Below are 13,834 nucleotides of genomic sequence, written 5' to 3'. Positions count from 1 at the left end.
ATATGAAGAAGAACCAATCTGCATTGATCAAACTTGTTCAGAAAGCCAAAAATTCAGGATTATTTCTTGTTTTATTGGCAACATCGGCAGTTGCAAATGCTCAGCAAAATACTCAGACCATTATGGTAAATGGTCAGACCTTTAAAGATTTAAATAAAAACGGAAAATTAGATCCCTGGGAAGACAGCCGTCTTTCTGTCGATAAAAGAATTGATGCCATCGTCAAACAAATGACGAATGCTGAAAAAATTGATTTACTGATCGGAACAGGAATGCCCGGAATTGAAGTCCTGACAGGGCCTGTAGGAGATTCCAAACAAGGTCTTGTTCCGGGAGCTGCAGGAGGAACAGCCAATTTTGATAGATTCGGGATTCCTGCGACGGTAGTTGCCGATGGTCCTGCAGGGTTAAGAATCGCACCGACCAGAGATAATGATTCAAAAACCTATTATGCAACGGCTTTTCCGGTGGGAACAGCATTAGCTTCAACCTGGAACAAAACCTTACTGGAGCAGGTGGGAAAAGCCATGGGAAATGAAGTAAAAGAATATGGAGTAGATGTTCTTTTGGCTCCGGCTTTAAACATTCACAGAAACCCGTTGAACGGAAGAAATTTTGAATATTATTCTGAAGATCCTTTAATTTCAGGAAAAACTGCCGCAGCTATTGTCAACGGAATCCAGTCTCAAGGAGTGGGAACTTCTATCAAACATTTTGCGGCCAACAATGAAGAAACCAACCGTTTGACCATCAATGCCCATGTTTCAGAACGTGCGATGAGAGAATTGTATTTAAAAGGTTTTGAAATTACAGTCAAAGAATCTCAGCCATGGACGGTAATGTCTTCTTATAATTTGTTAAACGGAGTTTATACCTCCGACAGCAAGGATTTACTGACTCGGGTTTTAAGAAATGAATGGGGCTTTAAAGGCATTGTAATGACCGACTGGTTCGGAGGTTTCCCGGGATTTGAATCTATCAAAAACGGCGGAATTTCTGATGTTGTAAAACAGATGAATGCTGGAAATGATCTTCTGATGCCGGGAATTCCTGCGCAGAAAAAAGTACTTCTTGCCGCTCTGGATTCTGGGAAATTATCTCAGGACGTTGCCAATATAAATGTAAAAAGAATTCTGGAATATGTTTTCCGTACTCCGACTTTCGCACAATACAAATACAGTGATAAACCCAATCTTGTTCAAAATGCAGAAGTGACAAGAAATGCAGCCACAGAAGGAATGGTTTTACTTAAAAATGATAACTATGCATTGCCTTTTGCTAATAAACAGAAAGAAGTTTCCTTATTCGGAGTTACTTCTTATGCGTGGATCACTGGCGGAACGGGGAGTGGAAGTGTCAATAACAAACACACTGTTTCATTATTGGAAGGACTGAATTCTGCCGGATATCAACTGGATAAAGAATTGGTGGATTTATACAAGCCTCACGCCGAAAAAGAAGTAGCCGCGGAAAAGGAAAGAAGAAAAGCCAGAGGAATTTTAGCGTTGCCGGAAAGACTTCCCGAAATGAAAATGGATGATGTCTTCCTTGCTAAAAAAGCTGAAACGTCTGAAATTGCTTTCATCACTTTAGGAAGAAATTCGGGAGAAGGTGGCGATAGAGTCGTTGATAATGATTTTAATCTGGCGACTGAAGAAATCGAAATGCTGGATAAAATCTCAAAAGCTTTCCATGCAAAAGGTAAAAAAGTAGTGGTAATTTTAAATATCGGTGGTGTTATTGAAACGGCATCGTGGAAAGATAAAGTAGATGCTATTTTATTGGCATGGCAGCCTGGTCAGGAAGGCGGACATTCTGTAGCGGACGTTATTTCCGGAAAAATAAATCCTTCCGGAAAATTAACGATGACTTTCCCTGTAAAATATTCGGATACTCCGTCTGCGAAAAACTTTCCGGGAGTTCCTGCTGAAAACCCAAAAGAAGTGACGTATGAAGAGGGAGTTTATGTCGGATATCGTTATTTCAACACCTTTAATGTAAAACCTTCATATGAATTTGGATTTGGAAAGTCGTATACCAGTTTTGATTATTCAAATATAAAAATCAGTTCACCAACTTTTAAAGATAAAATTCAGGTGAGTGTTACGGTTAAAAACAACGGAAAAGTAGCCGGAAAAGAAGTGGTAGAATTGTATCTGTCTGCTCCGAACAAGTTAATCGACAAACCAAAATCTGAACTGAAAGCTTTTGCAAAAACAAAGGAATTACAGCCTGGCGAGAGTGAAACAGTTACTTTACAGCTTAATCCAAAAGACTTAGCTTCATTTATCACCGAGAAAGGCGCATGGATCGCTGAAAAAGGAAAATATAAAGTTTCTGTCGGCGCTTCATCTTTAGACATTAAACAAAATGCAGAGTTTGAAGTCAATTCAGATATTATTGTAGAAAAAGTACAGCATGTTTTTCCTGCTGATAAACAGTTTAAGGATTTAAGACCTTAAAATAAACAACGAAAAAGAGGTTCAAATTGAACCTCTTTTTTAATATGTATTATTCAATCCGCCATCTAAAGGGATATTGGTTCCTGTAAGATAAGCAGCATATTCTGAAGCTAAAAAAGCGACCAAATAACCATATTCTTCAGGTTTACCCAATCTTTTCATAGGAATTTTATCTTCTCTGCCTTTTTTTATTTCTTCCACAGATTGATTGCTTTTTTCTGCTTCGTGATCAATCAGTTTTTTGATTCGTTCAGTATCAAAATATCCTGTGAGAACATTGTTCACTGTAATATTATGCTGTGCAACTTCATTGGCTAACGTCTTTGCCCATGCTGCCACTGCAGAGCGAATAGCATTTGATAGCACTAAATTATTAATAGGCGATTTTACCGACAGAGAAGAAACATTGATAATCCGTCCGTGATTTTGTCTGATCATATAAGGTAACGCCAAATTTGTGGTTTCACAAACAGTCTTAAAGACCAGATCAAAAGCCTTCTGATAATCATCCACCTTTTTCTCTAATGCAACTCCGGGCTCAGGACCATTAGTATTATTGACAAGAATATCAATTGAATTATTTTTAAAATACTCCAAAATAATGCCTCTGTACTTTTCAAAATCAGAAAAATCTGCTACCAGATATTGATGTTTCTGTTTTTCATTAATAACAGGTAAGGAAGCCACGAAGCTTTTTAATTTTTCTTCATTTCGAGCCATAACGGTGACATTTGCCCCACATTTCGCCAGTTCCAGAGCAATTCCTGCTCCGATTCCTTGGGTAGCAGCTCCTACCAGTGCATTTTTTGATATTAATTGAATATTCATGAATCTATCTTTTATCATTAAACTTATTAGATAAATGTACGGAAAAGTCTTGATTTCAGTGAAAAATGGGAATAATTAAAACATTCTATTTTTTGTAGTTGGAAAATCGCAAAGGCGCAAAATATAACTAAAATAGTGGTTCAGGGTTCAGGGCTCAAGGATTTTTTATGAGTTGCGTAAATGTCTTTTTTTTAACGCAAAGATTTTATTGCATACTTTTGATTTTTAGGAGACAAAGGCAAATAAAATTTGCTTCGCAAAGCTTGAAAATACAGCTTCATCAAATCAACTTGGTTGATTCTTCTTTGCTCACTTAAATAAATTATTCTTTAAAATAAAACTTTGCGTCAAAAAAAACAGTTAAATTATTTAATAATCTTTTTATCAAAAGTCAATACAAATTAACAATATGATGATTAAAAAATTGTGTCTTTGCGATTTTACAAAAAAAATGAATTAACCACTCGAAAATAGATAATTTATACAAATCTCTTTTTTACAAAAATAAGTACCTTTGTAGGTCTCTAAAAAAGACATTCTTTTCTGATTGATTTCATTAATCTGATAATTAATCATTAACAATTTGAAATACATCAAAAATCAAGAGTTCTATAACTAAATTTGAAGTAAATTTTTACCATGCAGATGAACGCTTCCAACGGTATTTCGCGTACTGTGATCTGGCTAATGGCCATTATTTCCGGACTTGTAGTTGCCAACAATTATTATAATCAGCCTTTATTGGGACTTATTTCGAAAGATTTAAACGTTTCCGAAAGTGCAGCCAGCAGAATTTCAATGCTTACTCAGATAGGATATGCAGTCGGATTATTAATGATTGTTCCTTTGGGAGATAAATTTTTGCGTAAAAGATTAATTTTGATCGATTTATTTTTAGTTTTTGGATCGTTATTGTGGATGACATTTGCAACCCAATTATGGATGTTATATGCGGCAAGTTTACTGATAGGAGTGACGTCTGTAATTCCTCAATTATTTATCCCGATTGCCGCTGAATTATCGTCTGACAAAGAAAAATCATCCAATATCGGAACCGTCATGTCCGGATTGTTACTCGGAATTCTTTTGTCAAGATTTATAGGCGGAATTGTAGGCGATGTCTGGGGATGGAGAGCCATGTTTGGAATTGCTGCAGGGTTGATGATCTTGGTATGGTTTGCCGTATACAAAATGTTGCCTGAAATGCAGCCTAATTTCAAGGGAACGTATAAAGAATTGATGCGTTCTGTGGGGCATTTAGCCAAAACACAGCCGATTTTACAGCTTGCTTCATTTCGTGGAGCAATGGCTTTTGGGTCAATGTGTGCTTTATTTACAACATTGGTCTTTCACATGGAAAAACCGCCATTCAATGCCGGTGCATCGGTTGTAGGAAGCTTCGGATTAGCTGGTGCAGTAGGAGCTTTAGCCGCTGCGAAAGTCGGAAAACTTCAAAAATTTTTAGATATCAACAGAATTATTTCTTATTCTTTGCTAGTTGTTTTAGGAAGCTGGGCGTTCACCTATTTTGCAGGAGAAACGTATTGGGGGTTGATCGTGGGTGTGATCCTTGTGGACTTAGGTGTACAATCGAGTCACATTATGAATCAAACCAATTATTTTTTAATAAAATCTAATGCCGTCAACCGATTAAATACTGTGTATATGGTTTGCTATTTCATCGGTGGATCATTAGGAACATGGCTGGCTTCTATCGCATGGCAGTATGCGCAATGGGACGGCGTTTGTTTCGTAGGCGCATCTTTTGGATTATTAGCTTTAATCGCTCATATACTTTTCTGTAACAAAGTGAATAAAGAGATTGGAAAGTAGATTATTTTAAAGTCTAAAATATTTGAATAAATAAATCTCATTAGTTTTCATCAACTTCCAATACCTGCTCTTTTACTAATTTTTTATGCTTCTTTCCCCAATCTTCCAACTGTCTCCAAATAGGAATCAGTTCTCTGGCTATTTCTGTTAATTCATAATCTACTCTTGGAGGAACTTGGGCATGTACAGTCCTTTTTAGCAATCCTTCCTTTTCCATTTCTCTTAACTGAAGCGTAAGCATTCTTTCTGTAATCCCTGCAATACGGTCTCTGAGCTCACTGAAACGTAATTTGCCATTTTCAAGCTTACATAAGATCAATAATTTCCATCTTCCTCCAATTTTACAAACGGCGTAGGTGAGATCACATTCCGTAATATATTGTGCATTAATGCTATTGGTTGAATTTTCCTTTTTCTTTGCCATTACTTACAAATTTGTTAGTACCATACAATTAACTGTGTACAGTGCAAATTTAGGGTTTGTATTTTAATTTTGCTCTCTCAAAATAAATAAACGTGCAGAAAATAATAGGGACGCTTCTCATTCTGGGAACTATTTCCTGTAAAAACATAAGTAATACCAAAAGAGAAACAAAAATGCAATTAACTCCTACAATACGTAAAGTGCTAGACTATTTACCAAAAATAGAAGTATTTGACAGTCAAAATCCTTTAGAGATTAGTCGAAAAAATTATGAAACCATGGCTCTGCAACTGAGCGGTAAAAAAGAATCGGTTGCGATAATCGAAGAAGTAAATATTCCAGCAGAAGATCATCAACTCCCTGTTAGAATATACAGACCTAAAGGCGTCACTTCAAAATCGCCTGCTATTATTTATATCCATGGTGGTTGGTTTATTTCCGGTGGTTATGAAACTCATGATGCAATCGCCAGAAAATTAGCGAATGCAACAGGTGCCGTAATTTTGTTTGTAGATTATCGTCTTGCGCCTGAACATCCTTTTCCTGCCGGATTAAATGATTGTAAAACGGCTGCAGAATGGCTTATCCATAATGCCGAAAAATTAGGAATTGATCCGCAAAAAATCGGGATCATTGGCGACAGCGCAGGTGGAACATTAGCCACGGCGTTAACGACTCAATTGGGAAATCAATTACAATTTCAGGTTTTAATTTATCCTGCCGCTGATAATACGCTTAGTACAAGATCTTGGGAAACTTATAAAGAAGGTCCGGTTCTTAATAAAGATTGGGGATCACAAGCTTGGAAATGGTATTTATCATCCGAAGAAGACCAAAAAAATCCATTTGCTGTTCCCATGTTAATAAAAGATTTTAAAGCAACTCCTCATACGTTGGTTATCGTAGCAGAACATGATCCTTTAAGAGATGAAGGCGAAGAATTGGCTCAACACATGAAAAATTCTGGAATCTCAGTCAAAACCAGCCTTTATAAAAATATGGTTCATGGGTTTATGCACATGGGAATTATTCTCGATGAGACACAATCTGCCATTGAAGAAATCGCAGAATTTATTACTAAAAAATTAGAAAAATAATAGACTTTAAAAAATGAAAAAATTCGCATATATAGGATGTTTGGGCTTTCTGGCCGTTATCACAACAGAATTCGGAGTTATTGGTATTTTACCACAAATAGCAGAGCATTATCAAATCAGTATCGATAAGGCTGGGTATTTATTAAGTGCTTTTGCGTTGATTATTGCCCTTACAGGACCTTTTATGACGTTACTAATGTCAGGGTTTGACCGTAAAAAAGTGATGTTTGCTGCCATATTTATGTTTCTGATCACGGGAGTTGTTTCCTCATTTTCGCCACCTTTTTGGTTGTTGATGTTGGTGAGAATATTGCCTGCATTTTTACAGCCTGTTTACATTGCCAGTGCTTTATCGGTTGCAGTCTCTAATGCCGATAAAAAACACAGCAATGAATTGATGGGGATTGTATTCAGCGGTGTTGCACTGGCTATGGTAACTACGGTTCCTTTTGCGACATGGTTATCCAGTGTTTGGTCTTGGGAATCTTCTTTTATCGTTCAGTCTGTTGTGAGTGTTATTGCTTTGGCAGGAATTTATTTTTTACTGCCTCCAATGCCTGTAAAAGAGAAAAAATCCTATGGAAGCCAATTGAAAATATTAACACAACCCACGTTTATCATCAGTACGTTGATGAACTTTTTCATGATTACGGCTTGGTTTTCCACCTACAGTTATTTTGCTGATTATCTGAACAAAGCAAAAGGAATGGACAGCACAATGATCAGTTATATGCTTTTTCTATTCGGGATCATCGGAGTTTTCGCCAATTGGATCTCTGGAAAAATGCTGAATAAAAATATCGCCGGAACTACCGCTTTTTTCCTTTCCGGAACTATTTTAGTCCCTGTTTTATTATACTTTTCAGATGGAAATTTACTGGCGACCATTGTGGTTATTGGTATTTGGGGCTTTCTTTATTCTCCAAGCTTCCTTAACGCTTCTACTTATATGATCTCATCAGTACCCCAATCATTGGAATTTGCCAATAGTTTGGCAACCTCATTCGGTAATTTAGGCGTAACACTTGGAACAACCGTAGGCGGATGGATGATCATCACAAAAGGGGTAGAATTTAATCCTTGGATCGGACTTGTTTTCGGGATTTTGGCATTCATCATGATAGGAGTGAGAAGCCTGTTGGAACGCAGAGAAAAAACTGTGGTACTATGCGGGGAATAAACCGTAATATATTTGGTCGAAATAGCCAGATATATTAACTTTGATTGACTTAAAATAATTGAAGAAATCTTTACAGAAGATTCATTAAAGTATTAAAATAAGAAAAAATGAAAGTAGAAATCTGGTCGGATGTAATGTGTCCGTTTTGCTATATAGGAAAACATAATTTTGAACAGGCGCTTGAAAAATTGCCATTCAAAGATGAAGTAGAAGTAGAGTGGAAGAGCTTTCAGTTGGATCCGACTTTAGATCCTTCGGAAACAAAAACTACGACTGAATATTTCAAAGAAAAGAAAGGATTTCCTGATGCTCAGGCTCAGCAAATGATTGGTCAGGTGGCACAAATGGGAGCTATGTCGGGAATTGATTTTAATTTTGAAAAAGCATTAATTACCAATACGTTTTCATCCCATAAATTGATTCATTTAGCTAAAAAATACAACAAAGCTTCTGAAGCAGAAGAAGCTTTATTTGAAGTACACTTTCTGGAAGGTAAAAATGTTGGAGATCTTGAAGTACTGGTTTCTATTGCTGGAAAATTAGGAATTGATCAGGAGGAAGCACAACAGGTTTTAAGTTCTAATCAGTTTGATAACGAAGTAAATCAAGATATTACAGACGCAAAAAATAATGGCATTAGTGGTGTTCCATTTTTTATTCTGAATGGAAAATATGCCGTTTCAGGTGCACAACCTGTAGAAGCTTTTGCGGAAGCACTTCAACAGACTTATAAAGAAACTGTAGTTCCTTTTAAAGATATTTCTAATGGTGGAGCTTCTTGTGATACCGATAGTTGCAGCATTTAATATCCCTATTTCATGATAAAAATAAACGACGAACTTCATTATCCTGTTTCCGATACGCTTTTTGTTTTTGCTTTAGATTCAGAAGCCGGGGAAGATTTTAACGATAAAAATAAATTGGTTACAGGAATCGGCAAAGTAAATGCAGCCATGGAATTAACCAAAGAAATTCATCTCAGAAAACCCAAACTCATTATAAATTTAGGTTCGGCAGGAAGTAAAAGTTTTAATAAAGGTGAAGTTATTTGCTGTACAAAATTTATCCAGCGAGATATGGATGTAAGAGGTCTTGGATTCAGTTTGTACGAAACGCCTTTGTCCGGAATTCCGCCTGTGTTGGAATATGGCTTAAAAAAGGAAGAGCTAAAAGAGGGCGTTTGCGGAAGCGGCGACAGCTTTGAAATGAATCATTCTGAAACCGATTATAATATTGTAGATATGGAAGCCTATCCATTAGCATTGATTGCAATGAAAGAGAACATTCCGTTTCTATGTTTAAAATATATCTCAGATGATGCCGGAAGTGATGCAGCAGACGATTGGGCGGTACAGGTTCATTTGGCTTCTGAGGCTTTTAAGAAGATATTATTTTCATAAGGTAAAAATTAGTTTGTATAATTAATACAGCAATAAACTATTAAATTTTTTATTTTAACCACAAAAGTGTCAAAAGAATTACGCATTATTTATTTAAGTTCTTCATGAACTGCAAACAAGAACACATAAGCTTAAAAAATCTTTGATTTTTATTCTTTTGCAAGCTTAAATTTTAAATAGTTCAATAATAGCTTTTGTAACTTTTGTGGTTAAATTTTTAATTATTTCTACATCTCCATTATTTTGAATTCTTATTCACCCAATCAATTGCAAACTGATGAACTTCATCGATTCTGTCCACGGTAACTGTCTTTCCATCTTTAATCTCTTCATCCTGAAAATAATGGTTGCTGTTCGGATACACTTTATAGGTTAGATTCTTTTTACCCTGTCGTAAAAATTCCAGTTTTGCATAATCCATCCCTATAATGGTTTGATTATTATCTTTTCCCCCAGCAATATATAAAATAGGAATTTTAAGTTTCAGCATATTTTCCAGTGGAGTTGTTTTTGTAAAGCTGCTCCATTTCAAATACGTTTCTCCGTACCAAGTCTTTTTTGTAGATAAAGGATCTGCATATATTTTTTCGTAGTCACTGTAAAGAGAATCGACAATTTTTTGCCCTTCATCTGCCGAAATTTTGTTTTTTACAACATCTAATCTGGTTTCAATAATAAAATCAAAAAACTGACTTAAAGCATTTCCTACAATACAAACAACATCTGTTACTTTTTTATTAAGCACCGCCACTTTTGGGGCAACCTGTGAACCTTCAGAATATCCTATTACTATGATTTTTTTCTTGTTAACAGGAATCTTTTTTACTAAAAAGTTGATGGCTTTAGAAGCGGTTTCTGCTCTCCAATCTAAGCTGTATAATGAAGTATACTTTCCGCTCGTTGGATAAAAACGTCTTCCCGAAGCACTTGTCTGAAGTGAATCTTTAAACGGAACGTCAGGTTTACTGATCAAAACAATATGATAATCCTTTGAATATTTCTTCAGATCCATAGCAATAGAGGTAGAATATTTACCCGATTTTGTCTGATAATAAATTGGGAAATTTCCTGATCCGTCCAAATAGACAAGTAATGGTTTTACAGCCGTGCTGTCGGAAGTTATTAAATGAATTTGGAATGATTTGAGTTTAGAATCATTAAGTATATAATGTTTAAATAAATCCGTTTGCGAAAATACGGGACTGCTAAAAAATAGCGTTAGGAATAAATATATAGGTTTCATAGTCTATCATACTGTTTTATTAACAGTTGCTTCCAAATATACCAACTTATCAATACAATATTGAAAATAAAATACTATCAATATTAATTTTAAAAGAAAAATATTTTTCATTAGAAAAAAACTTAATTCATTATAAAATTTGAGATAATACTATTTTCTATTTGTATTTTTACGTTTCTGCTCAATTTTATGAAAGTCAACTTCTATCAGCCTACTCATCCTATTCTTAAAAAATATATTGAAGGATATTATTTCATGTCCAAAGATGAATCTCAGAAGCCTATCAAATACCTTACATTTCCGGACAACTATTTTATTTTATCCGCTTGTCAGAATGCATCTATTGTTCAGGAAAAAGGATGGCTGAAAATTCATGAGTCTTCAACAGACAATCTAATCATTGATTTTGTTTCTCAATGTTCTGTCCCAACGGCAATCCATTATCAACAGACGATTAATGAAGTTACCGTTTACTTTAAACCGTTAGGAATGTATCACTTTTTTGAAGCAGATCAGAGTATAGATTTAAAGGACAAAATTCAAGATTCAGATTTTAAAGAAATAATGGATCAAATCTTAAAAGAATCCGACAGAAAAATGCAGATACAATTACTGGAGGATTATTGGCTTTTAAAATTTAAGCTTAAAGATTTACTATTGGCTTCTACTATAACTTCTGATTTAGATTCTGAACTGAGTATCGAAGAAATTGCCACCAAAAATAAGATCACCAGACAATATGTAAATAAAATTTCTAAAAGATATTTAGGTAAACCCGCTTCTGAATACAGAAAAATCCAGAGATTCAGAAAAGCTTTGATAACCAATAGAAAAGTAAAAAACCTTACCGAGCTTTCCTATGAAAACCTTTTTTATGACCAATCACATCTTATCAAAGATTTCAAGGAACTCACCAAAATAAGCCCCAAAAAGTTTTTTGAAAATGTAGATACCGAGCAGAATAATATTTGGCTGTTTATTTGAGTTTCCATTTTTACAATTTATGTTTTATTCATTGAAATACCTTTGTTGAAACATTACATTCTTTTTCTATGAAAAAATTACTCGTCGGAATTTTCCTTTGCCATTCTTTGCTCTATTACGCGCAGAAAGACAATAATACAGCCGTACTTTCTGATATTACAGAAAAAGTGAAGCAATATTATATCGATAAAGATGCCTATAAAAAAGTAGATTCTTTATTTAAAAGTGAATCTCAAAAAGGATCTTTTAGTAATTTAAGCAAAAAAGAGTTCGCAGCATTACTTACTGAAAGGTTGAGAACCGTTATTAAAGACAAACATTTCTTTGTTAAATACCTCGAAAATTATACTCCAAAAAAACAAGGAAATGAAAAGGAAATGGAGAAATTAAATAACTTTCATAACAGTCTCGAAAATTTCGGATTTGAAAATGTTAAAAGACTAGAAGGAAATATTGGATATATCAATTTCAAAGGTTTTGCAGAACCAAAATCCAGTACAAAAACATTAGAATCTGCCATGAATTTTGTGGCCAATACCAATTCTCTGATTATTGATCTCAGAGAAAATGGAGGCGGGGATAATGGTATGCTTCTATTGTTCTGTAGCTATTTTTTTAATAATAAGACCGATTTGTATACGACCTATTCCAGATACAACAATAAAGCCGATCTTAACAGTACATTATCAAAGGTTTCGGGAGAGAAATATCTGAATAAAAAAGTCTATATTTTAACCAGCAACAAAACATTTTCTGCGGGAGAAGCACTTGCTTATTTTTTAAAAGAATATAAATTAGCCGAAATAATTGGAGAGAAAACAGGTGGTGCTGCCAATCCTGTGAAAGATTTCATTATTCAAGATCAATACTTATTGCTGGTTCCGGCAGGTAAAGTTACATCATCGGTAAGTCATACCAACTGGGAACATATTGGCGTTAACCCTGATCATGAAACGAAAGTGGAGAATGCCTTGAAAATCGCTCATGCAAAAGCCCTTAAAAATATTTTAAAAACAGATACAAAAACAGAATTAAGTATACCCGAAATAAAAAATCTTATTAATAAATTAGAGGAATAAATGAATAGAATGGCATCAATTATCATTAATAAAGCTTCTCTTGAAGACCTTGAAACATTACAAAACCTAGGAATCCAAACGTTTTCTGAAACCTTTGCAGAAAGTAATTCAGAAGAAGCTATGAAAACATATCTTGAAGAAAGCTTTAACACTGAAAAAATTAAAGCTGAACTGAACAATCCTGATTCATTTTTCTTTATCGCTTGGGAAGAAGATGATGCGGTAGGATATTTAAAACTGAATTCGGGTAAAGCTCAAACCGAATTACAGGATGAAACCTCTCTGGAGATTGAGCGTATTTATGTTAAAAAAAGTTATCATGGTAAAAAAGTAGGTCAGCTATTATATGACCAAGCTTTGGAAACCGCTCAACAACAGAAAAAAAACTATCTGTGGTTAGGTGTTTGGGAAGAAAATCTAAGAGCTGTAAATTTCTACAAAAAAAATGGTTTTGTTGAATTCGATAAACATATTTTCAGGTTGGGAGATGACGAACAGACCGATTTAATGATGAAAAAAATGCTGGAATAATCTAAATTTCATGAATTTCAGAATCCGTAAAAACATAGAATCTTCCACCTTTCGGAAGATTTTTTGTATCCAAACCTGTAAACTCACTGAAAGCAGGAAGCAATAACTGATTTTCCGTCTGTACAAAGCAGGGAAGTCGTATTTTTTTTACAGCAGAATTAAGCACAATTCCTGGATGAATATGTCCTGTAATCTGAAAATCTTCGATTGATTTATCAAAATCATGTACAAAAACAAAATCATTAATTTTTAATTGATTGGCTCTAAAATCAAGACATAATTTTTGGACTAAAGTTTTGGAGATTCGGTCGTGATTTCCTTCAACGAGATAGAATTTTATATTTGAATATTGATTTTTCCAAGTACAAAATTCGTCAACATCAGAATTATCTCCGGCATGCAGAAGATCTCCAACAACAATGAATTTTTCAGGTTTAAAATATTCTATTAAAATTGATAATCGCTCTAAATCATTTTTCATGATATGATTTGCTAAGGCAATTCCGTTTTTTCTGAAATGAGCAGTTTTTCCAATATGAAGATCGGATAAAATCAAGGCTTTTTCCTTTTTCCAAAACAACGCACGCTGATTGGTTAAAGTGAAAATTTCGTTTTGAATAGTTGTATTTTTTGTTGCTAAATTCATTTGTCTATCTCGTGTTAAAAACCGCTTGTAATTTTGAATGGAACAGAGTGTTTGCTTATTTGCCATACAAACCTAACAGGTTTTAAAAACCTGTTAGGTTTAGAAATGAACATAATTTATTAAGCAT

The 13,834-nt window shown here is 34.6% G+C and carries 13 protein-coding genes; 9 read left to right on the top strand and 4 right to left on the bottom strand.

Annotated features, from left to right (window positions below):
- Positions 1 to 2: 2 nt before the first annotated feature.
- Positions 3 to 2,462 (top strand): glycoside hydrolase family 3 C-terminal domain-containing protein, encoded by a 2,460-nt coding sequence (locus A0O34_RS19375; RefSeq protein WP_066759850.1) that lies wholly within the window; start codon positions 3 to 5, stop codon positions 2,460 to 2,462.
- A gap of 39 nt (positions 2,463 to 2,501) precedes the next feature.
- On the opposite strand, the gene A0O34_RS19370 is transcribed toward A0O34_RS19375, so the two are convergent.
- The gene (locus A0O34_RS19370) at positions 2,502 to 3,290 is read right to left on the bottom strand and encodes an SDR family oxidoreductase (protein WP_066759849.1); all 789 of its coding nucleotides are present in this window, start codon (positions 3,288 to 3,290) and stop codon (positions 2,502 to 2,504) included.
- 639 nt (positions 3,291 to 3,929) lie between these two features.
- Here A0O34_RS19370 and A0O34_RS19365 point away from each other — a divergent pair.
- Positions 3,930 to 5,123, top strand: a complete 1,194-nt coding sequence (locus A0O34_RS19365) for an MFS transporter (protein ID WP_066758439.1) — start codon at positions 3,930 to 3,932, stop codon at positions 5,121 to 5,123.
- Between the two features lie 40 nt (positions 5,124 to 5,163).
- Here A0O34_RS19365 and A0O34_RS19360 read toward each other — a convergent pair whose 3' ends face one another.
- A complete protein-coding gene (locus tag A0O34_RS19360; protein WP_066758437.1) occupies positions 5,164 to 5,547 on the bottom strand; it encodes a winged helix-turn-helix transcriptional regulator in 384 nt (127 codons plus the stop codon).
- Between the two features lie 92 nt (positions 5,548 to 5,639).
- Between A0O34_RS19360 and A0O34_RS19355 the strand changes: the two genes are divergently transcribed.
- The 4 genes from A0O34_RS19355 (at position 5,640) to A0O34_RS19340 (ending at position 9,224) form a co-directional block, all read left to right on the top strand.
- Positions 5,640 to 6,644 (top strand): alpha/beta hydrolase, encoded by a 1,005-nt coding sequence (locus A0O34_RS19355; protein WP_228394319.1) that lies wholly within the window; start codon positions 5,640 to 5,642, stop codon positions 6,642 to 6,644.
- A gap of 13 nt (positions 6,645 to 6,657) precedes the next feature.
- Positions 6,658 to 7,824: an MFS transporter gene (locus tag A0O34_RS19350; protein ID WP_066758436.1), complete on the top strand. Its 1,167-nt coding sequence runs from the start codon at positions 6,658 to 6,660 to the stop codon at positions 7,822 to 7,824.
- Positions 7,825 to 7,931: 107 nt separating this feature from the next.
- On the top strand, positions 7,932 to 8,630 hold the full coding sequence (locus A0O34_RS19345) for a DsbA family oxidoreductase (protein ID WP_066758434.1): 699 nt from the start codon (positions 7,932 to 7,934) through the stop codon (positions 8,628 to 8,630).
- A gap of 12 nt (positions 8,631 to 8,642) precedes the next feature.
- Positions 8,643 to 9,224, top strand: a complete 582-nt coding sequence (locus A0O34_RS19340; protein ID WP_066758432.1) for a 5'-methylthioadenosine/S-adenosylhomocysteine nucleosidase family protein — start codon at positions 8,643 to 8,645, stop codon at positions 9,222 to 9,224.
- Between the two features lie 238 nt (positions 9,225 to 9,462).
- Here A0O34_RS19340 and A0O34_RS19335 read toward each other — a convergent pair whose 3' ends face one another.
- Entirely contained in the window at positions 9,463 to 10,467 is a 1,005-nt protein-coding gene (locus tag A0O34_RS19335; RefSeq protein ID WP_066758430.1) for an alpha/beta hydrolase family protein, read from the bottom strand.
- Between the two features lie 189 nt (positions 10,468 to 10,656).
- On the opposite strand from A0O34_RS19335, the gene A0O34_RS19330 reads away from it, so the two are divergent.
- The 3 genes from A0O34_RS19330 (at position 10,657) to A0O34_RS19320 (ending at position 13,061) form a co-directional block, all read left to right on the top strand.
- A complete protein-coding gene (locus tag A0O34_RS19330) occupies positions 10,657 to 11,451 on the top strand; it encodes a helix-turn-helix domain-containing protein (RefSeq protein ID WP_066758428.1) in 795 nt (264 codons plus the stop codon).
- 68 nt (positions 11,452 to 11,519) lie between these two features.
- Positions 11,520 to 12,530 (top strand): S41 family peptidase, encoded by a 1,011-nt coding sequence (locus tag A0O34_RS19325; protein ID WP_066758426.1) that lies wholly within the window; start codon positions 11,520 to 11,522, stop codon positions 12,528 to 12,530.
- A 9-nt stretch (positions 12,531 to 12,539) separates the two neighbouring features.
- The gene (locus A0O34_RS19320) at positions 12,540 to 13,061 is read left to right on the top strand and encodes a GNAT family N-acetyltransferase (RefSeq protein WP_066759847.1); all 522 of its coding nucleotides are present in this window, start codon (positions 12,540 to 12,542) and stop codon (positions 13,059 to 13,061) included.
- 1 nt (position 13,062) lies between these two features.
- On the opposite strand, the gene pdeM is transcribed toward A0O34_RS19320, so the two are convergent.
- Positions 13,063 to 13,707, bottom strand: a complete 645-nt coding sequence (pdeM, locus tag A0O34_RS19315; protein ID WP_066758424.1) for a ligase-associated DNA damage response endonuclease PdeM — start codon at positions 13,705 to 13,707, stop codon at positions 13,063 to 13,065.
- Between the last annotated feature and the right edge of the window lie 127 nt (positions 13,708 to 13,834).

The organism is Chryseobacterium glaciei (genome assembly GCF_001648155.1).
Taxonomy (GTDB): Bacteria; Bacteroidota; Bacteroidia; order Flavobacteriales; family Weeksellaceae; genus Chryseobacterium; species Chryseobacterium glaciei.
This window is presented reverse-complemented; position numbering and strand designations above follow the sequence as displayed.

What these genes read in the sequence shown, in the direction of transcription:
- A0O34_RS19375 (WP_066759850.1), top strand. Translation starts at nt 3, where the DNA reads ATGAAGAAGAACCAATCTGCATTGATCAAACTTGTTCAGAAAGCCAAA.
- A0O34_RS19370 (WP_066759849.1), bottom strand. Translation starts at nt 3,290, where the DNA reads ATGAATATTCAATTAATATCAAAAAATGCACTGGTAGGAGCTGCTACC.
- A0O34_RS19365 (WP_066758439.1), top strand. Translation starts at nt 3,930, where the DNA reads ATGCAGATGAACGCTTCCAACGGTATTTCGCGTACTGTGATCTGGCTA.
- A0O34_RS19360 (WP_066758437.1), bottom strand. Translation starts at nt 5,547, where the DNA reads ATGGCAAAGAAAAAGGAAAATTCAACCAATAGCATTAATGCACAATAT.
- A0O34_RS19350 (WP_066758436.1), top strand. Translation starts at nt 6,658, where the DNA reads ATGAAAAAATTCGCATATATAGGATGTTTGGGCTTTCTGGCCGTTATC.
- A0O34_RS19345 (WP_066758434.1), top strand. Translation starts at nt 7,932, where the DNA reads ATGAAAGTAGAAATCTGGTCGGATGTAATGTGTCCGTTTTGCTATATA.
- A0O34_RS19340 (WP_066758432.1), top strand. Translation starts at nt 8,643, where the DNA reads ATGATAAAAATAAACGACGAACTTCATTATCCTGTTTCCGATACGCTT.
- A0O34_RS19335 (WP_066758430.1), bottom strand. Translation starts at nt 10,467, where the DNA reads ATGAAACCTATATATTTATTCCTAACGCTATTTTTTAGCAGTCCCGTA.
- A0O34_RS19330 (WP_066758428.1), top strand. Translation starts at nt 10,657, where the DNA reads ATGAAAGTCAACTTCTATCAGCCTACTCATCCTATTCTTAAAAAATAT.
- A0O34_RS19325 (WP_066758426.1), top strand. Translation starts at nt 11,520, where the DNA reads ATGAAAAAATTACTCGTCGGAATTTTCCTTTGCCATTCTTTGCTCTAT.
- A0O34_RS19320 (WP_066759847.1), top strand. Translation starts at nt 12,540, where the DNA reads ATGGCATCAATTATCATTAATAAAGCTTCTCTTGAAGACCTTGAAACA.
- pdeM (WP_066758424.1), bottom strand. Translation starts at nt 13,707, where the DNA reads ATGAATTTAGCAACAAAAAATACAACTATTCAAAACGAAATTTTCACT.